This is a genomic window from Clostridium sp. 'deep sea' (assembly GCF_014931565.1).
In the GTDB taxonomy this organism is placed as follows: domain Bacteria; phylum Bacillota; class UBA994; order PWPR01; family PWPR01.
On sequence record NZ_CP063353.1, the window covers coordinates 2,429,186 to 2,453,976 of the forward strand.

Annotated in this window: 22 protein-coding genes; 2 read left to right on the forward strand and 20 right to left on the reverse strand. The window is 32.1% G+C overall.

Features of this window, described 5'->3' with window-relative positions; translation table 11 throughout:
- Positions 1-38: 38 nt before the first annotated feature.
- The 3 genes from IMX26_RS11320 to IMX26_RS11330 all read right to left on the reverse strand — a co-directional run bounded on the left by IMX26_RS11320 (position 39) and on the right by IMX26_RS11330 (position 5,001).
- On the reverse strand, positions 39-668 hold the full coding sequence (locus IMX26_RS11320) for a prepilin-type N-terminal cleavage/methylation domain-containing protein (RefSeq protein ID WP_195158498.1): 630 nt from the start codon (positions 666-668) through the stop codon (positions 39-41).
- A 38-nt stretch (positions 669-706) separates the two neighbouring features.
- A complete protein-coding gene (locus IMX26_RS11325; RefSeq protein ID WP_195158499.1) occupies positions 707-4,105 on the reverse strand; it encodes a copper amine oxidase N-terminal domain-containing protein in 3,399 nt (1,132 codons plus the stop codon).
- Positions 4,106-4,728: 623 nt separating this feature from the next.
- Positions 4,729-5,001, reverse strand: a complete 273-nt coding sequence (locus IMX26_RS11330) for a hypothetical protein (protein WP_195158500.1) — start codon at positions 4,999-5,001, stop codon at positions 4,729-4,731.
- Positions 5,002-5,171: 170 nt separating this feature from the next.
- Here IMX26_RS11330 and ung point away from each other — a divergent pair, with 170 nt between their 5' ends.
- Complete coding sequence (gene ung / locus IMX26_RS11335; RefSeq protein ID WP_195161389.1) at positions 5,172-5,840, forward strand: uracil-DNA glycosylase; 669 nt, start codon at positions 5,172-5,174, stop codon at positions 5,838-5,840.
- A 268-nt stretch (positions 5,841-6,108) separates the two neighbouring features.
- On the opposite strand, the gene IMX26_RS11340 is transcribed toward ung, so the two are convergent.
- On the reverse strand, positions 6,109-6,780 hold the full coding sequence (locus IMX26_RS11340) for a hypothetical protein (RefSeq protein ID WP_207729279.1): 672 nt from the start codon (positions 6,778-6,780) through the stop codon (positions 6,109-6,111).
- 21 nt (positions 6,781-6,801) lie between these two features.
- On the reverse strand, positions 6,802-8,244 hold the full coding sequence (locus IMX26_RS11345; protein WP_195158502.1) for an Hsp70 family protein: 1,443 nt from the start codon (positions 8,242-8,244) through the stop codon (positions 6,802-6,804).
- A gap of 264 nt (positions 8,245-8,508) precedes the next feature.
- On the opposite strand from IMX26_RS11345, the gene IMX26_RS11350 reads away from it, so the two are divergent.
- Positions 8,509-9,237 (forward strand): CPBP family intramembrane glutamic endopeptidase, encoded by a 729-nt coding sequence (locus tag IMX26_RS11350; RefSeq protein ID WP_195158503.1) that lies wholly within the window; start codon positions 8,509-8,511, stop codon positions 9,235-9,237.
- Positions 9,238-9,343: 106 nt separating this feature from the next.
- Here the strand turns inward: IMX26_RS11350 and IMX26_RS17920 are convergent, their stop codons facing one another.
- The 15 genes from IMX26_RS17920 to gyrB all read right to left on the reverse strand — a co-directional run bounded on the left by IMX26_RS17920 (position 9,344) and on the right by gyrB (position 24,693).
- Positions 9,344-9,769, reverse strand: coding sequence for a group II intron maturase-specific domain-containing protein (locus IMX26_RS17920; RefSeq protein ID WP_347707862.1), 426 nt, complete (start codon positions 9,767-9,769; stop codon positions 9,344-9,346).
- Positions 9,770-9,814: 45 nt separating this feature from the next.
- The gene (gene ltrA, locus IMX26_RS17925) at positions 9,815-10,678 is read right to left on the reverse strand and encodes a group II intron reverse transcriptase/maturase (protein ID WP_243259109.1); all 864 of its coding nucleotides are present in this window, start codon (positions 10,676-10,678) and stop codon (positions 9,815-9,817) included.
- Positions 10,679-11,177: 499 nt separating this feature from the next.
- A complete protein-coding gene (locus tag IMX26_RS11360) occupies positions 11,178-12,323 on the reverse strand; it encodes an FAD-binding oxidoreductase (RefSeq protein ID WP_195158504.1) in 1,146 nt (381 codons plus the stop codon).
- Positions 12,313-12,603, reverse strand: coding sequence for a (2Fe-2S)-binding protein (locus IMX26_RS11365; protein ID WP_195158505.1), 291 nt, complete (start codon positions 12,601-12,603; stop codon positions 12,313-12,315). Before IMX26_RS11365 ends, IMX26_RS11360 begins: the two co-directional genes overlap by 11 nt.
- On the reverse strand, positions 12,603-13,094 hold the full coding sequence (locus IMX26_RS11370; RefSeq protein ID WP_195158506.1) for a 4Fe-4S dicluster domain-containing protein: 492 nt from the start codon (positions 13,092-13,094) through the stop codon (positions 12,603-12,605). Before IMX26_RS11370 ends, IMX26_RS11365 begins: the two co-directional genes overlap by 1 nt.
- The gene (locus IMX26_RS11375; RefSeq protein ID WP_195158507.1) at positions 13,088-14,179 is read right to left on the reverse strand and encodes an NAD(P)/FAD-dependent oxidoreductase; all 1,092 of its coding nucleotides are present in this window, start codon (positions 14,177-14,179) and stop codon (positions 13,088-13,090) included. The genes IMX26_RS11370 and IMX26_RS11375 overlap by 7 nt, the downstream gene beginning before the upstream one ends.
- Complete coding sequence (locus IMX26_RS11380) at positions 14,176-14,484, reverse strand: (2Fe-2S)-binding protein (protein ID WP_195158508.1); 309 nt, start codon at positions 14,482-14,484, stop codon at positions 14,176-14,178. The genes IMX26_RS11375 and IMX26_RS11380 overlap by 4 nt, the downstream gene beginning before the upstream one ends.
- A 277-nt stretch (positions 14,485-14,761) precedes the next feature.
- On the reverse strand, positions 14,762-15,946 hold the full coding sequence (locus IMX26_RS11385; protein WP_195158509.1) for an amidohydrolase: 1,185 nt from the start codon (positions 15,944-15,946) through the stop codon (positions 14,762-14,764).
- 165 nt (positions 15,947-16,111) lie between these two features.
- A complete protein-coding gene (locus IMX26_RS11390) occupies positions 16,112-17,299 on the reverse strand; it encodes an amidohydrolase (protein ID WP_195158510.1) in 1,188 nt (395 codons plus the stop codon).
- Positions 17,300-17,376: 77 nt separating this feature from the next.
- Complete coding sequence (locus IMX26_RS11395; RefSeq protein ID WP_195158511.1) at positions 17,377-18,066, reverse strand: DUF554 domain-containing protein; 690 nt, start codon at positions 18,064-18,066, stop codon at positions 17,377-17,379.
- Between the two features lie 16 nt (positions 18,067-18,082).
- The gene (locus tag IMX26_RS11400; protein WP_195158512.1) at positions 18,083-18,967 is read right to left on the reverse strand and encodes a ParB/RepB/Spo0J family partition protein; all 885 of its coding nucleotides are present in this window, start codon (positions 18,965-18,967) and stop codon (positions 18,083-18,085) included.
- Positions 18,960-19,721: an AAA family ATPase gene (locus tag IMX26_RS11405; RefSeq protein ID WP_195158513.1), complete on the reverse strand. Its 762-nt coding sequence runs from the start codon at positions 19,719-19,721 to the stop codon at positions 18,960-18,962. The genes IMX26_RS11400 and IMX26_RS11405 overlap by 8 nt, the downstream gene beginning before the upstream one ends.
- A gap of 358 nt (positions 19,722-20,079) precedes the next feature.
- Positions 20,080-20,310, reverse strand: coding sequence for a helix-turn-helix transcriptional regulator (locus IMX26_RS11410; protein WP_195158514.1), 231 nt, complete (start codon positions 20,308-20,310; stop codon positions 20,080-20,082).
- Positions 20,311-20,321: 11 nt separating this feature from the next.
- Positions 20,322-22,760: a DNA gyrase subunit A gene (gene gyrA, locus IMX26_RS11415; RefSeq protein ID WP_195158515.1), complete on the reverse strand. Its 2,439-nt coding sequence runs from the start codon at positions 22,758-22,760 to the stop codon at positions 20,322-20,324.
- A gap of 10 nt (positions 22,761-22,770) precedes the next feature.
- On the reverse strand, positions 22,771-24,693 hold the full coding sequence (gene gyrB, locus IMX26_RS11420; protein ID WP_207729348.1) for a DNA topoisomerase (ATP-hydrolyzing) subunit B: 1,923 nt from the start codon (positions 24,691-24,693) through the stop codon (positions 22,771-22,773).
- Positions 24,694-24,791: the final 98 nt, after the last annotated feature.

The following is a 24,791-nucleotide window of genomic DNA, read 5'->3' on the forward strand; positions in this document are numbered from 1 at the left end:
TTATACATTATATATATCACTAGTTCAAGTTTTTTGGTTTATCTTAAAAAATTTTGCAGTTGTAACTCTGTAATAACTGTATGATTAACATTTAAGTCATACAATCTTAAACCTACAGCTAATTGATTTAATTCTATACTTTTATTACCAAAACTAGTTATTTTGTGTTTATAATACGACCAAATACATCCAGTTGAATCATTAAAAGTTTGAACACTATTAAGAGGTCTCCTAAATCCTTGGGACACATCTTCTAAAGTAATATTATTGAGCAAGCTAACTTTGTTATTTTTATAGCCAGGGTAGTTAACAGTAATGTCTATAAATTTATTGCCCCTATCTTCCTTACATTTTAGTTCTAGAGCAAAATAGCTTGCCATGTTTATATTTTTAGCAGCAAGAAAAGCTACTAGCTCATCATCGTTTTTATAGTATGGTGAATTATAAAACTTTGCTCCATTAATTATTAACGGATTATTACTAATATCTTTTTCTGCTAAGCTATTATGAATATTTAGCAGTAAAGTTATCATTTGATTTTTTAATTGTTGTACTGTAGTTTTTTTACGAGACTCATGAACTATAGGAACTACTATTACAGCAATTAATGATAATAAGGCTAAAAACAATAGTATTTCTAACAAAGTAAAACCCTTATTATTTTTCATTTGCTCTCCTTACTATTAAATTAAACCTATGTTAATTTTTATTTACGAATCTCAATTGGCTCAAATGCACCTTTGTATTTAACCCTAAAACCTAGCTCATCGGCAACCATTCGTAATGGTACCATTACTCTACCTTCATCGTTATAATATGGTGCCATTTGCAACTTACTCATTTTACCATTTATCATAGCGTAGCTACTACCTATTGTCATTGTTATCTCTTTATTTCCTCTTACATACGTAACTGTATGAGTATTACTATTCCAGCTCATTTCTGCGCCTAAATCTTCAGCAAATTTTACTGGCACCATAGTAACATTATTTATTAACACAGGGGTTCCATAAACACCTTTTTCTCCTATTTTAAAAACTATTGGCTCAAAATCTTTTTCGTAAAATACTGTTATTGTTTCGCTATAGGACATATGCTTCCTATCGTATATATCAACCTTAATTTCATTATTACCTGGTTTTAAATTATTAACCTTTGCCATGTAGAAATTCGCAGGTCTTTTCAGCATTTGATCTTCACCATTTACAAAAATATGGAGCATTTCTTCACTATGAGTTAATCTTATTGTAACACGTGGTTGTTTAACAATATTTTGAGCGCTTACTATTTTATTATTAATCACAGAATCTTCCATTGTATCTTTTATGTTTATTTCGTATTCAACAAATCTATATTTAACGTCAGTATCCCCCAATACACTTAATGAATCTGCTTTAGTTGCAATATAATAATGTATTTTTCCTTCATTATCAGTGTTACCACACTTTCTATAATTAATTTTTATTAGTTTATCTTTTATTGGGTAACCCATAGCATCAACATATGTTATAACAATATCTTTTGTATTCTCAAACACCTCTATTGGTGTAACATATAATTTAGCTTTTTCTATAGGGATATCAATTAACTTTATATCTCCACCAGTGTCATCAGAAACCATATTGATTCTTAGTAATGGGCTAACTCCTGCATAATTAATCTCTTCAAAGTTTAGATTCTTAATTAATGCATAAACTTTGTATACACTATTACCAGCAAGTTTATCTAGTTTGTTTTCTAAAGCATCAGAGGAGTCGTACAGTCCACCTTCTACACTTGTTCCGCAATCAATTAACTCATAATATAAGTCTTCATATACTGGTTCACCTGTTTTAGGATCTATAACTGAGAATTCTAAACTTTTAATAAAATCTTGAGTGATTATTGGCAGTTCACTACCCATAAATTTTATTTCAGGTCTTATAACCTCAACAATTACGGATCCTGTATTTGAACTATATTTATTTTTAGGTACAAACTCTAAATCTCCAACCGTTTCATTCCTACATGTATGGATTATTCTTATGCCATCATTAGTAATATTTGAATTTATCTCTATTGAATTTATAGTTCTCCAACCAATACCATCTTCTAGTATATCTATTGAATCTGGAATAACTACATTTCCATTTCCATCATAAACATTTAGGTAGTATATTTTTTCTTCCCCAGGCCTTGTACTAGTTTCACTGATTTGAACATTCCAGGCGTTTATTCCTTTTACTAATATAGCTTTATCTAAAACTGCCATTCTAGTAACCGACCCATCCATATTTTGGCGATACACAACAACATTTAGGTATCCACTACCCTCAGCGTGCCAGTTACTAACACGATAAATGCCTTCAACAATATTTAAAGTAGCAGAGTCAATAAACATATATCCTTTTTCTCCTGCATACTTACCATTTTCATCTAAAGCGTAAGACATTGATCTCCGTATTTCAGGGTGGTTTACACCATATATATTTTTACCAATATAAATTATGGCATTATTAATAGCATAGCCATTCTCATCTTTAACAGTAATAATTTGCTCAACTTTTTTGTTAGGGTAAACTATATTTTCTTTAACAGAGACCTGAAAACCATTTAAATTAAAGTGACCATTTTTCGTATAACAACGTTGGTATTTTCCATTATTAATTTCATAAACATCTAATATATACCTAAATTCGCCACCTTGATATAAAGGTATATTTACTACTGATTTGCTTATTCCTAAGAATTGAGCCTGTGATAGTCCAGCTGGTAATAAAGACGGATATGGAGTTTTTTTATCTTCATCACTAAGTAAGGTATGTACAATTTTTGGTCTTTGTCCTGGAGAGAAATATTTTAATACATATCCCCCGATTAACTGTTTTTGTGACTTTTCATTTTTTATTGCTTTACCGTCTTTATAATAAACAATGTCATCATATGGAGAACTATAATCTATACCACCTAAATCAACTATTAAAGATCCACAATCTCGATCAATGAACAAATCTTCTCCAACCAAGATATCTCCTTCAGATGATGTGACTTTTATTTCAAAGCTATTCATATAGATATCTTCACTAACTGTATATCCGCAATCTTTTACCTTCTTCAAAACTACAACGACTTTGTAACTACCAATTGTTAGCTTATTAAGTGCCGTTCTACTAAATGGAGTAAATGTTAACAATTCACTCTTACCACTATTAATAAGTAAGCCAGATTTACCTACTTTAGTTATTTCATCATCTTTATAGTCGTATAATTTTGCTACTAATATATAATCTTCATTTAATTTGTCTTTATAATAATACCAATTGGGCAAATCATTAACCATTATTCTAAAATTGGTGTTTAAAGTACCTTGCGGAATAACGCTGTGACTCAATGTTGCATTAAGTTTTAAATGATTCACCTTTCCTGTTGCAATTACAACTTCATATCTTTTTATTACGTCATCACCTGAATCATATTCTGGTCTCATTTCTAAAACCAACTCCAAAGTACCTCCATGATCCAAATCGATCTTATTATTAAGTAAAAAACCAAAACTACCATTATTTCTGACTTGAACAGTATCTATAAAGCGTTCACCCTTATATCTAATTCCTATATCTTGCTTATCGGAATTATATATTTTACCAGATATACTTACATAACCTTTTTCACCACAGTTAAATTCAATTTTATTATCAAGCTCAAATTCAGGTATAACTGCATAGAAAGGCATTAATATTCTATACTCTTCTTTATCTTTAACATTATTTTTATTTACATCTAAATAAATTGTTGATCCTATATTCTTTATCAAATCTGATAAAACCATTTCTAAATCATATCTACCAGATGAAGCAGTTAAAATAGACAGTTTAAAATGTCCACCATCAATCTTTGCAGTTAATCCTGTTCTTTTATCATATATTTTTTGTCCATTAAGGGCATTTGATATATTATTTGTAGATGTATCTATTACAAAACCATCTATACTTTTTATTAATTGACCATCAACATACTTTATAACAGGGTCTTCTATTCTAAGTTCATACTTTAAATCCTCCGCTTCTGCCTTAACTGCTGGAATAAATAGTATACAAAATACCAATAAAAATATTATCTTTTTCATCATCAATTCTCCCTATGTAGCTGTTTAATCTTTATTATTAGTTGTTTATTTAACTCATTATAGTTTATATCGGCATTAATTATTTTTTTTAGAAATTCTGAGGTTAAGTACATCATATTATCTATTATGACTTAACTATATTATAGTAGTTTAGCTTTTCTATTCACTAAAACCACTTTACCTAATCATTATTAATATAAATATCATCATTGCTCCAATTAATTTTAAATTCTAAGCAGTGACTAAAAAACTCTACTGGTATCAATATTACTTTATCTTATAATATTGTTACTTAGTTTACTTCAATATTATTTAGGGTAAGTATTTTTACTTGCAAAGGTTTAATATCTTGTTTAATTTTTTACAGTGATTAATCAATTTTTTGGTCTAGTCTTTAGTAAAAGCAAAAATTAACATCTCAATAATAGGACGATTTTTTTAAGTTTTTTGTTTCAGGCAGCTTTAAACTAGCTTAGTTTTATTATACACAATAATACTACCTAAAAAGATAAAAAAATGAGTAAATAGCTAAATTTTTAACTATCTACTCTTAATATATTTATGATATTTTCATCTATTTAATATTTTATTACTACACAAAAATCACTCTAAATTTAACTTTTTTAATAACCCTTTAGTTTTATTTCCTCTTGTTTTTTACTTATAATATTATTCTTTTCTACAACAATTTTTTCATCTGTATAATAGTATTTTTGCTCAACCTCTATAGGTTTATTTTTCTGCCTACTCTGCCATTCCTGTAGTAGTTTAATAACATTACGCCTGTTTCTGCTTTTGTTGGGTTTTTGAAGCCTCTTAGAGTAAGTAATATTCTCATCACTGTATTGCTTTTTTTTATCATTAACAATATTAGAGCTAATTTTTTTTTGAAACATAGGTAAACACTCCTAAAGCTTAGTACTAATTTACTACAAAAAGCAATCTATATATACCTTTGTTTGTTTTTTTGTAGTATGCTTTTAGTAACAAAAGGTTTTTTCATTTGACTAATTTTTACACTCAATTAATCATTTTGTCGAAAAATTAACTACTAGGAGAGAGAAAAATTAATATTACTAATACCAATTGGCATAACATGTTAAAAGAAGAACTTAACAAACAATATTATATTGAACTAAAGCAATTTTTAAATAAGGAGTATGCTAGTAAAGTAATTTATCCACCTCAAAAAGATGTTTTTAGAGCCTTTGATTTAACAGATTATAATCATGTTAAAGTTGTTATTATAGGACAAGATCCATATCACGGCTTTGGACAAGCTCATGGTTTAAGCTTTTCAGTTAAAGTAGGAGTGTCTATTCCACGTTCACTTAAAAATATTTATAAAGAATTGAAAAATACATTGGGATGTAAAATAGCTCCTCATGGTAATTTAACTAAGTGGGCACAACAAGGAGTGCTTTTGTTAAATAGTGTTCTTACTGTGGAAGCAGGCAATCCTAATTCTCACAGAAATAGGGGTTGGGAAAAACTTACTAATAAAGCTATTGAATTACTAAATGAAAAAGAGCAGCCTTTGGTGTTTATGTTATGGGGTAATAATGCCCGAAAAAAAAGCTGTTTAATCACCAATAAAAAGCACCTAGTTCTGCAAGCAGCTCATCCTAGTCCTTTATCTGCCTCCCGAGGTTTTTTTGGTTGTAATCATTTTAAACTTGCTAATGATTTTTTAATCAACAATAATAAAAGCTCTATAGATTGGTGTATTACTTAATATCAAAAAGAGGCCGGAAAAGTCCGGCCTCGTATAATGCCAAAATTAATTTATAATAATCACTTATTTATATAGTACATATATTACCGTTTACTGGGGTAATAACAACAATAAAATTGTTGTTTCGTAAATATAAATATTTAATATTATGCTTTATTAATCTTGGCTTTTATAGTATTCCTAGTTATAAGCTTTATATTCGTTAAAAACATTTTTTTATACTAAAGCTCCATGTAATTTTTGGTATTAATATATGTAAAGGTAATTTTCACTTAACGTCTTTATCTGTAATTTTAGCATGTAGTCTTATTCTTATTTCATTTACATCTTTACCTAAACGTTCTGTTATATCTTTTAAGTGTTCAATACTACCAGAAATTCTTTCAATTGATACTAAACAACTCATTAAAAACTCATTTTCTACTTTATCAATTTTAGATTTTTGCTCACTTAAATGTGTAAGGTTAGTATTCATTTTCATATTACTAACCTCTTTATCAGCATAGTTAATACTTTTTTCAATAACATCACAATCATTTATTATATCAATAATAATTTTTTCCATTAAATCTTCTTTTTGATTATTATTTATTTTTTTAATAACATCACTCATATAAATTTTATTGTTCAAACACTCTTTAAACTGAGGGCATTCAGATAAATGGCACCTGCACTCTACATAAAACTCATTATTTTCATCTACAACTAAGCCCCATGAATTTTTGTGTTTGCAATTGTCCAAGGTTACTCCTGCATGAGTCAATTCTGCTACCTGTAGATTATTTAAAGTTAAAGCAGAATTGCTTTTATTGTTAATTTTACTAGCTAAATATGCTAAAGCCTTTCTTCCCCTAACTTTTGAATGGAATTTTGTGTCGTTTAATAGCTCACTGGTGAGCAAACTAATATTACTGCACAGCTTCACATTTGATTTTCTCAACACCCTAAATCACCTACTATGTTAGTATTTTGGCAACTCATACTTAAACTTTGGCATTATATATTGCCATTCTTTAGCATACTCATTTGTTTTACGATTACTACAAGCTCTTACATGTACAACATTGTTATTATCTGCCCATATATCTACAACAATCTTTTCCATAAAAAATCCATATACAGGAACCTTCATATATCCTATTTGTTTGCCATCACTATCACAAAAAATAAAATAAGCATCATCACAATCTTCTACTACTGCAAAATTTAGTTCATCTTCAATAAAGTCTAAATCTTTATTAGGGCTTACCAATTCAAATAAAGTACCCTCAGAAAGCATTACGTTTAATGAGTTGGATGTATAATATCTACCATGTAAAAGTGCTAATTTTGCAGCTCCCATACTAGCCTTATACAGATAGTTATTATTGCTTTTAACCTCTTTATTAAACTTGTTTATAAACTGTTGTTTAATATATGGTGCATTAAAGTTACCTCCTACAAACTCAATACAGCTAATATCATTTAGGGTTATTTCATAACCTTTTAGAGTATCTTCAACAAAGTTTATAGCCTTTTTCACTACTGGACAAATTACCTGTTGTAATTCCTCGTCTGTTATATGTCTTCTTAAACCTATTGTATTTCCGTAGTTTGTTATACTAAGCTCTGATATAGCTCTTTTAACCAACTGTCTTTTTATTTTTTCACATTTATTAATTAGTTTTCTTCGACAGTTATTATCTATGTCTACAAAAATTTTATTTGCATTTCCATTGAGAATTAAATCATTATGAATAAATTTAGCCAAACTTTCATTAATATTATCCCCACCTATATTTAACTGTGATTGAAATACTTCTTGTAAAAAGCCGCCTTCATTTTTTATTAACATCAAACTTAATGATGTTGCGCCCCAGTCTATAACCAAAATATTTTTTAACTCTTTTATATTATTAAAATTACTATAGATTGAAGCTATACACTCATGTACCATATGAATTATTTCTATTTTTGCTTTTTTGGCTGCTTCTCTAAGATTTTTTCTAGCCAAAGGTGTAAAGTCATTGTCTATAGCAAATACTGCTTTTTCAATAAGCACCCCTTGAGTTCTATTTTTTACTTTTTCCTTTAGCTCATTTAATAAAAATGCAGTAATATCACTTGCTGTGTACTCAAAACTACCTACCTTTACAGGTTTGGAATCACATAAAATCTTTTTTATAGAAGAAACCACATAATAATCACTGTTTAAATCATCCCAATCATTTAGTACATCTCTACCACATAACATTTGTCCAGAGCTTTTTTCAATAACTACATGAGTTGCAAATGTAGTTGCTTGATTATCTTTAAAATTTAATACTTTATCTGTCTCGTTATTATAGCTAGAGCAAGTTATCGAACTATAACCTATATTAATACCAAAAACATATTGTCCCTTATTTCTATTTATGCTATCCATTTTAGCCAATCCTCTCAAACTAATCAGTGTTAATCTATTTATTTTGTCTTTATATATATATTTACAATGAAATTAGTTGTAAAATGTGATTATATTTATTCTTATTTTAATTATACTTTTTATAGTGGTAAAAATAAACAAATAATTACTGCTTATTTATAATAATAAAAATTTTATAATTATTAAAATCAATAACTTGCATAAAATTATCAATACCAGTAGATGCTATTATAGACATATATAGGAACAAGGAAAGGATTGGTTATGAATAAGTTAATTTATTTACTTTCAAAAAACTATTTAAAAAATGAGGGTACTAAACTAACCTGGCTAAAGTTATTTTTATCAATTAGTTTTTCATTTTTAATTCAAGTTATTCTAAATTTTTTTTTACTTTACTTAAAATCAATAAATGTAAGTATATCTGCCAACAATATAACTATATTAAATATCACTCATAACCTAATCTCTATTTTTATTATAATAGCTATTTATAAATGGAGTTTTGTAAAAAAGAAAATGATAGTTGTTAATATGGGTTTTAAAGATCATATTAATAATGGATTATCTTGGGGTTTAGTAGTTTTATTAGTTAATTTATTAGTCGGTTTAATTATGTTATTTATTTATAATACACTAGGAGTAGATGTAACAGCGCAGAACGGTTCCCAAATAATTAACAACATTACAAAACAAAATGCTGTTTTAGTCTTTTTAGCTATTGTTATAACTGCTCCAGTAGCAGAAGAGTTAATGTTTAGAGCAGTTATCTATAAAACACTAGCTAAACATTTCAATACAGTTACATCTCTTATTTTAAGCGGTTTAATCTTTTCATTACTTCATTTAGATATATACTATATACCACAGATATGGATTATGGGAACTCTATTAGCGTATAGCTATAACAAAACAAAAACACTAATAACACCAATTATAGCACATATGGTAGTAAATGGTATGTTTTTTTTATCTTGGCTACAGATGCCTTAAGCTAATAATAATTCTTTTTAGCAAAAAGAATCGAGTAGGAGGCTAATCATTAGTTGATTAGCCGACCTCTCACACCACCGGACGTACGGATCCGTATCACGGCGGTTCAATAACCAAGCCTACTAATGTAGTAAGAATGCAGTGATAAGAGACCAGCTTTTGCTAGTCTCTTATTTGTTATCGTTTTATGGAGTATGGGACTTTTAGCTGTCCGCCATGCTCCCTTTCTAGTATTTCCATACTCGTATGCTTTCTGAGGAGGACACCCTAGTTTTGTTAAGTTCCGAATTTTAGTCCTTATCCTTTTCCATCTCCGCCAATATATCATTCTTATTCTTCGCCTTATCCATTGGTCTAGCTCCATTAAGAATTGCTTCATATTTGCAAGTATGAAATAATTAATCCAACCTTGGCACATTCTTTTCAGTCTGATATACAAAGTTTTGATGTTTTGTACTTTTCGACTTGTTAACAGTGCCTTGATTTTCTCTTTGAGTTTCTTCTTGCTTTTCTGGTGCACTCTAAATTGCACACCATTAGCAGATATGTAAAAGGAGTACCCTAGAAATTTGGTCTTTCAGGGTCGACTAATTTTGCTTTTATCTCGATTGACGACAAGCTTTAATTCCTTTTCAAGAAATTTGGTTACATTCGTTAAGGTACGCTCTGCTGCTTTTCTACTTTTTACATAGATTGAACAGTCATCAGCGTATCTAACGAACTTATGCCCTCTTCTCTCTAGTTCCTTATCTAACTTGTCAAGCATTATATTGCTAAGCAATGGCGATAATGGACCTCCTTGTGGAACCCCTTGTCGAGTCTTTTCATATTTACCATCTATTACAACTCCTGATAGAAGATATTTCCTGATGAGTCTTAAAACTCTGCTATCTTCTATCTCTAGGTACATTTGATGCATAAGTTTGTTATGGTTGACTGTGTCAAAGTATGATGCTAAGTCTATATCTACTATCCACGTGTAACCTGCTTCTATATACCGTTTGCATTGTTGAAGTGCATCATGGGCACTACGCTCTGGTCTAAATCCATAGCTGTATTCTGAAAATTTCTCCTCAAATATTGGCGATAGCACTTGATTAATGGCTTGTTGAATTACTCGGTCTATGACCGTTGGTATTCCTAGTTTTCTAGTCTTACCATTGTCTTTTGGTATTTCCACTCTTCTTACTGGACTAGGCTTGTACGTCACTTCTAGCAGCTCTTGGGTGAGGTTTTCTAAGTACCTGAGATACCATTCTGAGAACTCAGAAACTTTCATACCGTCTACCCCATGGCTTCCATTATTACTTTTAACATGACCATAAGCTTTCATCATATTCGGATACGATACCACTTCTTCCATCAGTTGATTTGTGTTTTGCTTTTGCTCTTGTTGAATCCCTTGAGCACTAACTGCTCTCTCATTACTTTTAAGTTCCACTTTATCCTCCTGAGATAAGCCCTCTTTCGAGGTTGTCTAGTTTTTTTTTCGTACTCTTAGGTCTCATAGTTTACAAAACTGTTATTGTTCAGCCCTTCCTGAAAAAAAAATAATTTCAGTACTATGACTTCTGCTGACTTCTCTCATCCCCTCTGCTCATCACTGAGTAGCGTTTGGTTTAGGATGCGAGACCTCCCTGGGTAAGTCCACACTCTTTCTTTCCATATATCTGCCACATTTACTAACACACCCTTCGGTTAGTACGGATTTTGTTTTGATTAGCAAACTCATCCAGTTTGCATTAGCCTCATGTGATTCGTGTTCCTCAGACCAGAAATTTGCCTCCAACTTCCTTCAGATTCCTCCTCGCGAAGGACACCCTTGTTTTCAGCTAACGGCTATACTAACTTCACCGCTCGGGACTTTCACCCTATAGATTGTGAATATGCCAGGCGCACTATATAGAGGGTTATCATAAATCATGATAACCCTCTTTTTTTTATACAACATTTGGCTCTTTAATTAGTTCTCCTCGTTTATATCTGTCTAAATTATAAATACTAATCGGTAAAGTTGTTTTTTGACCCAATATATGTTCTGCCATTAATTGAGCTGTCATGGGAGCAATCATAAATCCGTGGCCACTAAAACCTACAGCTAAATAAAAACCCTCTACATCAGGAACACTACCTAAAATTGGCGCTGCATCTGGTGTAACATTATACATACCTGACCACTGCCTTATTACTCGTAAGTTTTTAAGTGGTGGTAGCAAATCTGTTATTATTTCCGCCATTTCATGCATAAACTGCCAGGTATTATCTATATTAAAACCTCGTGGTTCGTTAGGATCACCTAAACCCATTATAAAACTGCCATGAGGAGATTGCTGACAATATATGCCATGATGAAATGACATAACCATTGGTCCTTGCACCGCTTTTACAGGCTCAGTTACTAGTATTTGATGACGTTCTGAGTGTACCGGTAAATCTACACCCACCATATTTGAAATGACGTTAGACCATCCTCCTGCTGCATTTATAACTCTATTGGTAGCTATTTCACCTTTTGTTGTTACAACCTTAGTAACTTTATTATTTTCTTTAATAATATTTGTGACCTCTGTAAAGGTTAAAAACTCAACACCCAAACGTTTTGCAGCTTTATAATAAGCATCAGTTACTTTAAAGGGGTTTGCGTGTCCATCTTTTTGATAAAATGTAGCACCTGTTAAGCCTTCAATGTTTAAATATGGCACAATTTCTTTGGCTTCTTTAGGTGTTTTAACTTCACTCATAACGTTGTGTTTATGCTGAAGTTCAACATTTTTTAGAAACTGATTCCACATTTTGTCACCATAAGCCAATAATAAGTATCCACCTTGTTTAAACTCTATATCATCATCGTAATCTAAGGCTACATTCATGTTCTCTAATGCTTCACAACTATATTTAGATAATAAAATATTGCTTTCTAAACCCCATTGTTGGCGAACACCAGCTCCACACCTACCTGTAGCTCCACTTGCTAAATAATTTTTCTCTACTACAGTTATATTAGTCATGCCTCTTTTTGCTAATTCATAAGCTATAGCACAACCAATAACGCCTCCTCCAATAATTACAGCGTCTCTACTCTTCATGGTTATGGTCACCTCCGGCTGCTAATGTTCCCAATTTTATACCTTTAATAGGGCCACGCTGGCGATGCTGATAAAGATTCTCTACTTTTTTTCCTGTCATAATAGCTATTTCTCTTTCGATAATAGGACCACAAGTTTTACCTTGACATGGACCCATACCAGCTCTTGTAATTCTTTTTATTTCATCTAATGTTGTGTAACCTTTTTTAATTAAATCTCTTACTTGCTCTAGGGTCACATCACTACAACGGCAAACTATTGTTTGTTTTTTATTCTCCATTAAAATGACCCCCTATCTATACTTCTTACTTCCATCATTTCAGCTTTTGGAACAGCTAAATGAATAATACGTGTTCTATCAAAAAATTTACCGTCTTGAATATTAACTACTTTAGCCTTGCCAACTGGCTCGCCAGCTCTATTCAACGTTTTTACAATAGCACCTTTTTTAGGCAAGGGTAATAACTCCCACGGCAGCTTTACCAATGCCTCTTTTTCACTATAGGTTGCATCTACCACAAAAATAGCCAAGCCTGGGCAACGTGAAACACAAATGCCACAGCCATTGCAATTTTCTGGGACTATTACTGGTCGCTCATTTATATCTTCCATTTTTTTAATGCCTTCTCTAGGACAGGCCATTGAACATGGATTACATGGTATTTTTTGAAAACACTCAATTATTGCTATGGGTCCTTTACTCAATCTTTCTTCACTTGGGGTTACGCCTTTAATATCTTCTGGAGTAGCAACTCCTGTATGTTTTAACATTGCTGACGTACCTCCTCTAATTTTTTAATTCCTTCTCTAATTCTTACTCCTACTGGACCACTTCTTAAATCGTGTAATTCCTCGTGTGCTTGTTTAATTATTTTTGTGGCTTCTTTGGGACAAAGTCCTAAAGCTTTTGCAGCTGCTGCTCCAGCTAACTTACCTTCCACCATAGCACTACTAGCCTCTTCCACACCTGCTAAATCACCAGCAACAAATACCCCATCTATTGTTGATTGTAAATCTTCACTGTGCACAGGAACATATCCACTTAATTCTTTAATGAAACTAAGCTTTCCACCGCCCTGAGCTATTAACTCTGTTAACGGAGTTAATCCTACTGCTAAACATATGGTATCCACATCTAAGGTTTGCTCAGAACCTTCTAACACATTCCATTTTTCATCTAATTTTGCAATAACAGCACCGGTTACTTCTTTTTCACCAATAGCTTCTACTATAGTGTGCGATGTTAAAATCGGAACACCTAGTCTTCTTATCTTTGAAGCATGTACTAAGTATCCTCCAATATTTGGAGATGCCTCAACAATAGCAGCAACATCAACTCCTGCTTGTAACAATTGGTATGATACAATTAGTCCTATATTTCCTGCACCAACCATTAATACTTTGTTTCCTGGTTTAATGCCATAGACGTTCATTAAGGTTTGTACTGCACCAGCACCATACACGCCAGGTAAATCGTTGTTAGGAAAAACTATCATCTTTTCACTAGCTCCTGTAGCTAGTATCATTTTTTGGGGTTTAATTTTAATGAAATTTTCGTTTTGATTTATACCTAAAACTGCATCTGGATAATATCCCATAGCAGTTGAATTTAACAAAACTTCTATATTTTTATGGGTTTTAACCTTATTTACTAACATTGAACTTATGTCAATACCTCGGGTGCCTGCGTGTTGTTTTTCGCTACCAAAAAACATATGGGTTTGTTTTACTAGTTGACCACCTAAAGCATCATCTTGCTCAATAAGGACTACCTTAGCCCCTAAATCTGCAGCCGTAATAGCGGCACATAAACCCGCTGGCCCACCACCAACAATTGCTAAATCTGTAGTTTTCATTGTGGTAACTCACCCTTTCCTAGTTGTCGCTCAACACGCATGCCTTCTTGTAGCTTCGTTACACATACGCGTACATTTGGCTCACCATTAACCACCATTAAACATGAAGAACAGTTACCAATAGCACAAAATAAACCACGTGGGCGATGCATTTCTTCACTTTCGCGTAGCTCCTTAATACCATTAGCATGTAAAGCAGCTGCAATAGTTTCTGTTTCAAATCCTTCTAGCTCATTACCTTCAAAACAAAATTTAACTTTCTTCCCTTTATCCCATGTTAGGATTGGGTGCTCTTTTATACGCATATTGCGCCTCCTCACTACAATAATTGACTGAATATAATTCAACATATATGAAGCCATTTCCTTTTCTAATAATGATTTACCAAATAATATACTAATAATTATCTGGGTTTGTGCTAAATGTAAAGCTTATTGCTTTGTTTACTTAACTGCTGGGTAGATATAAAGAACTAATAATTGCTCAGTTACTTTATGATAATAATTAAATACACTTAGTAAAATATAAAAAAAAATAAGCACAATTATTAACTAATTAGTTAATAATTGTGCCCATCCTTATTTACTGTAATTCATTAAGTGCTTCTAAGGTAGACTCTGCTAACATAGCCATACCAACTGGTATACAATCTTCATCAAAATTATATTTTGGATGGTGACCAGGATAGTGGCAGTTTTTAGACTCATTTAGAGCTAATAAATTAAAAAAACATGACGGTACTTCTAAGCTAAAGTAGCAAAAGTCCTCTCCTCCCATTGAGGCCTTTTTTAACTTGAAAACATTTTGTTCTCCTAAGACTCTATTACCCACTTTTTCAACCAACTTAGTTGCTTGCTCATTATTAATAACTGATGGAATGCCTTGGCGATAATCTAATTCATAGGTACATCTCAAACTATCACATACTCCTTTTATAATTCTGTTAAAACGTTCTGGCATACCTAATTTAACATCTTGGCTTAGGGTTCTTATTGTACCTGTCATTTCAACTTCATCGGCTATAACATTATAACGATATCCACCTTTTATTGTGCCCATAGTAATAACTACTGGCTCAAGAGGATCAATTTCCCGGGAAATTATAGTTTGCAGTGCTGTTAAAACATGGGCTGAGGCCATAATTGCATCTACTGATTTATGAGGGTGAGCTCCATGACCACCATATCCTTTGATTTTAATTCTTGCAAAGCCTGTTCCACCAGAACTTGCACCATGTTTAAAGGCTATTTGGCCAGCCTTACCCTGCTTGGTACTAATATGTAAACCAAACATCATGTCTACTTTAGGATTTTGTAATACACCTTCATTAATCATAGGCAGAGCACCACCTGGTCCTTCTTCTGCAGGCTGAAATATAAATTTCACATTGCCTTTAATTTTGTGTTTACACTCAGTAAGCAATTTTGCAACTCCCATTAAAATTGCAGTATGTCCATCATGGCCACAAGCATGCATAACACCCTGTACTTTTGATGAATAAGGTGCTTCACTTTGTTCTAAAATTGGCAAGGCATCCATATCTGCTCTTAAACCTATTGTTGGTCCTTGTTCTAAACCTTTTAACAAGGCAACAACCCCTGTATTAGCAACTCCAGTTTTCACATCTAAACCTAGATTTGTTAAAAACTCTGCAACTATTTGAGCTGTTCGGTTTTCTTGCATACCTAGCTCTGGGTGTTTATGAAAGTCTCTTCTGTAATTTATAAACTCCTGTTTTAACTCGTTTGCTCTGTTTAATAAAGACATTTTTTTTACTCCTTAATTTTATTTACTAGCTTAAACAATAATTATTAATTAAATTATAACGATATACTAATTATTTGACAATAGAATTAATTGTTTTGGTATTATTTTGCAGGTTAATGTAATAGTAATAAATCTTAAAAGAGTTTGGTTAATGAACATGGTTCATTAACCAAACTCTTTTAAAGCTGTTAAAGTTATATCTGTAAGCAGAGCTACTCCATACGGAAGACAGTCTTCATCAAAGTTAAACTTAGGGTGATGTAAAGGATAGGTGCATAGTTTATTTTTATTACCTGCATGTAACCTAAAATAACAACAAGGAACCCTTTCACTAAAATATGAAAAATCATCCCCACCCATAGAGGGATGTGCCATAAGAAACACATTATTTTCGCCTAACAACTGCTCTGCAACTTTTTTTACAATAGCTGTTGCTTTATTGTTATTTATTAGTGAGGGCAACCCTTGTTTTATTTCTAATTCATAACTACATCTTAAGCTATTACAAATTCCGCTAACTATTCTTTCTATTTTATTATCAATACTTACTCTAATGTCCTCATCTAGTGTTCTAATGGTTCCAGTCATCTCTACTTCATCAGCTATAACATTATGTCTATAACCCCCATGTATAGTTCCAATGGATATTACTATAGGAAGTAATGAATTAATTTCTCGAGAGGCTATCGTTTGTAATGCAGTTATTACATGTGCTGCAGCTATTATAGCATCTACAGACTTATGAGGATGAGCTCCATGTCCTCCAAATCCGTTAATTCTCAATTTAAAATATTTTGTGCTAGCTGTTATGGCTCCTGTGGCTAGCGATATTTGACCAACTTCACCGTTAGTAGGAGCAATGTGCAAACCAAACATCATATCAACTTTGGGATTAATTAACACTCCTTGTTTAATCATAGGTAAAGCACCTGCTGCAATTTCTTCCGCTGGTTGAAATATTAATTTAACTTTACCTTTAAAACTTCTTCTTTTAACTGTTAGTAGTTTTGCTACTCCAAGCAAAATTGCAGTATGTCCATCATGGCCACAGGCATGCATTTTACCTTTAACTAAAGAAACATAACTGTGATTATTTTGTTCTTGAATAGGTAATGCATCCATATCTGCTCTTAAAGCAATAGTTGGTCCCTTACCAACACCTTTTATTACAGCTACTACCCCAGTGTTTGCTATACCTTTAGTAACTTCTAGTCCTAACTTACTTAGGTATTTAGCTACTAAATCAGCAGTTCTAAACTCTTCGAGACCAATTTCTGGATATTTATGAATTTTTCTTCTTATTTCAACTAGTTTGTCTTTTATTTTTAATGCTCTATTTATTGAAGAGATCATTATTATCCCCCTAAACAACGATTATATCTATTAACTATCTAAAATCTATGCTTAGTTTTTGTTATTATGATAATATTCTAAAATAGAGACATAAGTTTAACTATTAAAATTGGCATAAAAATAGCTGGCAACATATTACCTACTTTAATATTACTTATGCCTAATAAGTTAATACCAATAGCAGTAATAAGTAAACCACCAGTTGCACTCATTTCCAATATAATAGTTGAATTTAAAAATAAATTTAAATATCCTGCAAGTATAGTAATTGTACTCTGGTATATAAATACTGGTAATGCTGAAAAAAGTACTCCAATTCCTAAGGCCGAAGTAAACACTATAGCTGTAATTCCATCTATAATTCCTTTTGCAATGAGAGTATTATGTGTATTTTCTAGCCCACTCTGCAATGCACCCATAATAGCCATTGCTCCTACACAATAAACAAGGCTACTTGTTACAAAACCCTTTGCAAAGCCACCCTTAAAATTTTTGGCAAATTTATTTTCTACAAATAAGCCGAACTTTTCAAGTTTAGCTTCAATATTTATAATTTCACCAATTACAGTGCCTATACCTAAACTTATAATAACAGTTATTATACTTTCACTTTTTATTGCCATTTGTAATCCTACGAGTATTACAGCTAGAGCCATAGCTTGCATTAACGTTGTTTTAGCTTTATTCGAAACACCTTTTTGAAGAAAAACACCTAATAGCGATCCTATAATAATCAGTATTGCGTTAATAATGCTACCTTTTAACATGTCATTCTCCGATTTTCTATTTTCTAAACTTACGTATCAGCCTATCTAAATCTTCATCACTATAGTAATCTATTATGATTCGACCTTTGTTTTGAGCATCTTTTATCTGAACTTGTGTTTTTAGTAAACTTTTTAGGTCATTTTCATATTCTTTAATGATAAGGAATCTTAAATTGTCTTCTGGAGATGTTTTCTTAATCTCTTTTTCCTTAACTTGTACTGAATTGTTCTGTTTTCTAACTATTTTTTCGATATCTCTTACACTTAAATTATTTTTCACTATTTCGTTAGCGAATACAATCATTTCTTCTCTAGTATTTAATGATAAAAGTGCTCTAGCATGTCCATAAGATATTCTATTTTCAGTAACGAGCTCTTGAACTTCAATAGGTAGATCTAGTAGCCTAATCATATTTGAAACATAAGATCTACTTTTTCCTAATTTTTTTGCTAAATCGGTCTTACTTACGGATAACTGTTCTGTTAACGTATGTAAAGCAGTTGCTTCTTCTAAAGGCATTAAGTCTTCTCTTTGAATATTCTCTATTAATGCCAATTCTAACACTTTGGTATTGCTTAGTTTGCGGATTATACAAGGTATTGTTTTTAAATCTGCCATTTTAGCAGCTCTGTATCTTCTCTCACCAGCCACTATTTTATAGTTTATGCCTTCTTGTACCACTATAATTGGTTGTAAAATGCCATGTTCTTTTATTGATTCGGATAGTTCTTGTAATTTTTCATTATCAAAGTCTCTTCTTGGCTGATTATGGTTTGGAATTATTTTAGTAATATTTATCTGTCTTATAAACTCAGTAGTTGAGTCGTTATTTTCATATAAAGGTTTATCAGGCAATAATGCGCCTAACCCCTTACCTAAACCTCTACTTTTACTACTCATTTGCAATTACCTCCCTAGCTAACTCTGTGTATGCCATTGCACCGCTACTGTTAATGTCATAAGAAATGATAGGTTTACCATGACTTGGTGCTTCGCTTAGTCGCACGTTTCTATGAATGATTGTGTTAAAAATTTTGTCTGGAAAATATTTTTTCACTTCTTCTGCTACCTCTTGTGACAATTTAGTTCTACTATCATACATAGTTAATACTACACCACCTATATTAAGGTTTTTGTTTAAGTATTGCCTAGCCAAGTTAATAGAATTTATTAATTGTGATAATCCCTCTAAAGCATAAAATTCACATTGTATAGGAATTAGAACATCTGTTGCTGCTGTAAAAGCATTAAAAGTTAGTAAACCTAATGATGGCGGACAATCTATTAATATGTAATCATATGTGTCTTTTACATATTCTAAAGCATCATCTAGTTTACTTTCACGAGAAAACATGGGTACAAGTTCTATTTCTGCTCCTGCTAAGTTTAATGTAGCGGGTACTATATCAAGGTTGTCTATTTCTGTTTTTTTTATAACCATTTCTAATGGATAATCATCTATTAAAACATTGTATATACAGTATTTTAGGTCATGTTTTCGTATACCTAAACCACTTGTTGAATTTCCTTGAGGATCAATGTCCACTAAAAGTACTTTTTTACCTTGTTTAGCCAAACATGCAGATAAATTCACCGCAGTAGTAGTTTTACCTACCCCACCCTTTTGATTTGCTAATGCGTAAATTCTTATCATCTTTTCACTCCTAGTATTCTAAAGGTTAATTAACTAAGTACCTAATGATATAAATGTATTTAAAACATATTTAGAATAAAATAATGAATATCAGAAATGTTTTTAATAACTTCAATTCTTGTATTCTAAGAATAACATTAATATAGCAATCAATCTATACTTTTTTCGTTTCACGTGAAACGTTTTAGTTTATTTGTTAGATTTGTGTCGAATACTTACACAAATAAGGTCGAAACTTGACACTTACCATCATTATATGCTAGCTATATCTCAGATATAATAAAAAGCTGATAAACGTTTCACGTGAAACATATATCAGCTTTTTTATTTATTAAATTATACTTTATTCAACTTTTTACTAAAATATCACATCAAAAACATCATCTATCTGTAATTTAAGTACTTTGCAGATATTACGTGCAGCTTTAATACCGGGATCAATTCTACCATTCACAATACCAGACAAATAACCTTTATCTATACCTGCAGCTGATGCAAAATCTGCGAAAGGATGATTACTTAGTATAAAATCATCATATGCGTAAATCATTTTTTTAAGATCTATAGATTTTTTAATACGGTAACCCATAACCTTCTCCTCTATTTTTTAGATTCATTAATAGCTATTCTTGCAATTGCAACAATTTTATCGTCTGTCTCTAAATTTTGTAGACGAACGCCACGTGTATTACGACCATAACTAGGAATTTCATCTACAGCAACCCTTATAATAATACCAGATTCAGTAATCATCATTACATCATTACCATCTTCTATTACTTTAAATCCTACAACATGACCAGTAATTTCGTTAGTTTTCATTAAGATAACGCCTTTACCATATCTGTTTTGCTGTCTAAACTCAGATGAATCTGTTCTTTTGCCATAGCCATTAGCTGTCACACTAAGAACCGCAGAATTTGCTGTAATAACATCCATTTCCACTACAGCATCATCACCAGAGAGCATAATTCCACTAACACCTCTAGTCGCCCTACCCATTGGTCTTATTTGGCTTTCAGGAAATCTAATTACTTTTCCGTGATAAGTTCCAATTAAGATATCATTTTCACCATTGGTTAGTTTTACGCCTATTAACTCATCATCATCTTGTAAATTAACAGCTATTAAACCACCCAACCTCATACTTTCATATTCAGTACAAAGGGTACGCTTTACAAATCCTTTTCTGGTAGAAGTTAATAAATACTTGTAGTCATCAAATGACTTAATTGGCATAGTAGCCATAATTTTTTCGCCACGCTTTAAGGCAGTTATGTTTTGAATAAGTACTCCACGCGAGTGTCGACCAGACTCAGGTATTTGGTAAATAGGAACTCGATACATAATGCCCCTATTTGAGAACACCAACAATTGGTGGTGAGTAGTACTAATAAATAATTGCTCAACAAAGTCTTTATCTTTTGACTTAAATCCAGTTCTACCTCTACCTCCTCTACGTTGACTACTATATTCACTAAGAGATTGACGTTTTATATAACCTTTATGAGTAATTGTAACTACAACATCTTCATCTGCGATTAAATCAATAACATCAATCTCACCCTCTGCGGCTATAATTTCTGTTCTTCGATCATCTGCAAATTTATCTCTTACTGCTAATAATTCATCTTTTATTATTTGTAGTAATAAAAGCTCATTATTTAGTATTGATTGTAATCTAGCTATTTCTTTTAATAAACTTTTATATTCTTCTTCAATTTTATCTCTTTCTAAACCTGTTAATCTTTGTAGTCTCATTTCTAAAATGGCTTTTGCTTGAATTTCTGATAATCCAAAATTAGTAATTAAGCCATTCTTAGCAACCTCAACAGTTTTAGAAGCTTTTATTAATTTAATAACTTCATCTATATTATCAAGAGCAATTCTATAACCCTCTAATATATGTGCTCTGTCTTCTGCTTTTTTTAGTAAGTACTTGGTTCTACGCCTTACAACTTCTTTTTGATGATCAACATAATGACCTAACATTTTTTTAAGGTTCATTACCTTCGGTTCATTATTAATTAATGCAAGCATAATAATACCAAATGACTCTTGCAGTTGACTATTTTTGTATAATCTATTTAAAACTACATTGGGATCAACATCTCTTCTTAATTCTATTACTACACGAATACCGTCTCTATCACTCTCATCACGTAAATCAGTTATACCTTCAACTTTTTTATCACGTACAATATGAGCAATTTTTTCAATCATCCGAGCCTTATTTACATTATATGGTAACTCTGTAACTACTATCCTTGATTTTCCATTACGCATCTGCTCTATTCTGGTTTTAGCACGTACTTTTAGCACACCTCTACCAGTTCTATATGCTTTGTGTATCTCATCTCTTCCCATAATAAATCCGCCTGTGGGAAAATCTGGTCCAGGTATAACTTCAATTAACTCTTCGATTGTTAAATCAGGATTATCAATTAGAGCAACACAGCCATCTATAACCTCACCTAAATTATGTGGTGGAATATTAGTTGCCATACCAACAGCAATTCCAGATGATCCATTCACCAATAAATTAGGATATCTTGCAGGTAACACAACTGGTTCTTTTAATTGCTCATCAAAGTTAGGCTTGAAATCTACTGTTTCTTTATCTAGATCTCTTAACAGTTCTAGGGTTATGTGTTCTAAACGAGCTTCTGTGTAACGCATTGCAGCAGCAGAGTCTCCATCTATAGAACCAAAGTTTCCATGTCCATCTACTAATGGGTACCTAATATTAAAGTCTTGTGCCATTCTTACCATGGTATCGTATACTACTATATCACCATGTGGATGATATTTACCTAGCACCTCACCTACCGTACGTGCTGACTTTTGATACGATTTATTAGGAGCTAAACCCATTTGGCTCATTGCATACAAAATACGTCTATGGGCAGGCTTTAAACCATCTCTTACGTCAGGTAGGGCTCTGCCAACAATAACAGTCATTGCATAAGTTAAATATGATTTACTAATTTCATCACTTATATCTACAGGTAATATTTTACCTTGTTTAAATTCAGACATTGTATACCCCCTACACGTCAATCTCTTTTACTTTGCGGGCATTCTTTTGTATAAAATTACGCCGTGGCTCTACATTATCACCCATTAAAATAGTAAACATTTCATCTGCTTTAATAGCATCTGCCATATTAACCTTTAATAAGATTCTATTCTCTGGATTCATTGTAGTTTCCCAAAGTTGATTTGGATCCATTTCACCAAGACCTTTATAACGCTGAATACTAATACCTTTTCTGCCAATTTCACTTAGAATTGTATCTCGCTCTTCATCACTATAGGCATAGTGTTCTTTCCTACCTTTTTTAACTAAGTATAAAGGTGGTTGCGCTATATATATATATCCGGCAGTAATTAAAGGCTTCATATATCTAAACAAAAATGTTAGCAAAAGAGTTCTAATATGTGATCCATCTACGTCGGCATCAGCCATAATAATAACTTTATGGTATCGAGATTTTTCAAGCTTAAACTCCTCTGCTATACCTGTACCTAAAGCTGTTATTATAGTTCGTACCTCTTTATGATTTAAAATACGGTCTAACCGAGCTTTTTCTACATTAATAATTTTTCCACCTAAAGGCAATATAGCTTGAAATCTTCTATCTCTACCCATTTTAGCTGAACCTGCCGCAGAGTCACCCTCTACTAAGTACAGTTCAGATAGTGCAGGGTCTTTTACAGAGCAATCAGATAGCTTACCAGGTAATGATGAAATCTCTAAAGCATTCTTTCTACGAGTGAGCTCTCTTGCTTTTTTAGCTGCCTCTCTTGCTCTAGCTGCTCTTAAGGATTTATCTACAATTTTTTTGGCATCTGAGGGGTGTTCTTTTAAGTAGTTACCCAAATGCTCACCCATTAAAGACTCAACAAATCCCTTAATATTGCCATTACCTAATTTGGTTTTAGTTTGACCTTCAAATTGAGGCTCAGAGAGTCTTATGCTAAGTACAGCCATTAAACCCTCTCTAATATCATCACCTGTTAAGTCAGGATCTTTATCTTTAATTAAATTATTTTTTCGAGCATAGCTGTTAATAACTCTTGTTAAAGCAGATTTAAAACCAGACTCATGTGTACCACCTTCAGTGGTCTTAATATTATTGGCAAATGAAAATATATTTTCACTATAACCATCATTATACTGGAGAGCAACCTCTAGTTGGCTACTGCCTTCTGAACCAGTAACATAAATAACATCTCTGGTAACTACACCTTTATTTTCATTAAGCTTTTGTACAAAGGATACAATACCACCCTCATAACAATACTCTACCTTTTTTTCCTCTGTAGATCGTTCGTCCGAAAATGTTATAGTTACTCCCTTATTTAAAAATGCCAACTCTCTAAGTCTGCCATCTAAGGTATGAAAGTCAAACTCAAGAGTGTCAAATATTTCACTATCTGGCCTAAATGTTTGTATTGTACCTGTTTTTTTAGTTGTACCAACTTTTTTAACAATTTCTTTTGGCACACCACGAAGGTATTCCTGAACATAAATACCACCGTCTCTATGTACCTCTGCCTTCATATATTCAGACAATGCGTTTACAACAGATACACCTACACCGTGTAAACCACCAGAAACTTTATAGCCTTCGCCTCCAAATTTTCCTCCAGCATGTAATACTGTCATTACTACCTCTAATGTTGATTTACCCATTTTAGGATGTTTGCCTACAGGTATACCTACCCCATTATCAGCTACTCTAATAGAGTTATCTTTAAGAATAGTAACCTCTATCCTGTCGCAACGACCAGCCATAGCCTCATCTATACTATTGTCCACAACCTCATAAACAAGGTGATGTAAACCATGAATTGAAGTAGAACCTATGTACATACCTGGTCTTTTTCTTACTGCTTCTAATCCCTCAAGTACCTTAATCTGCGACTCGTCATACACACCAGCTTGTACTTTTTGATTCATCGGCATCGTCTCCTTCAATATCCAAATCCTTATCTAAGATTTGATACTTTTTATCCTCTACAAATACTTAAAACCGCGATTAAAGCGGTTTTAGGCGCATATTC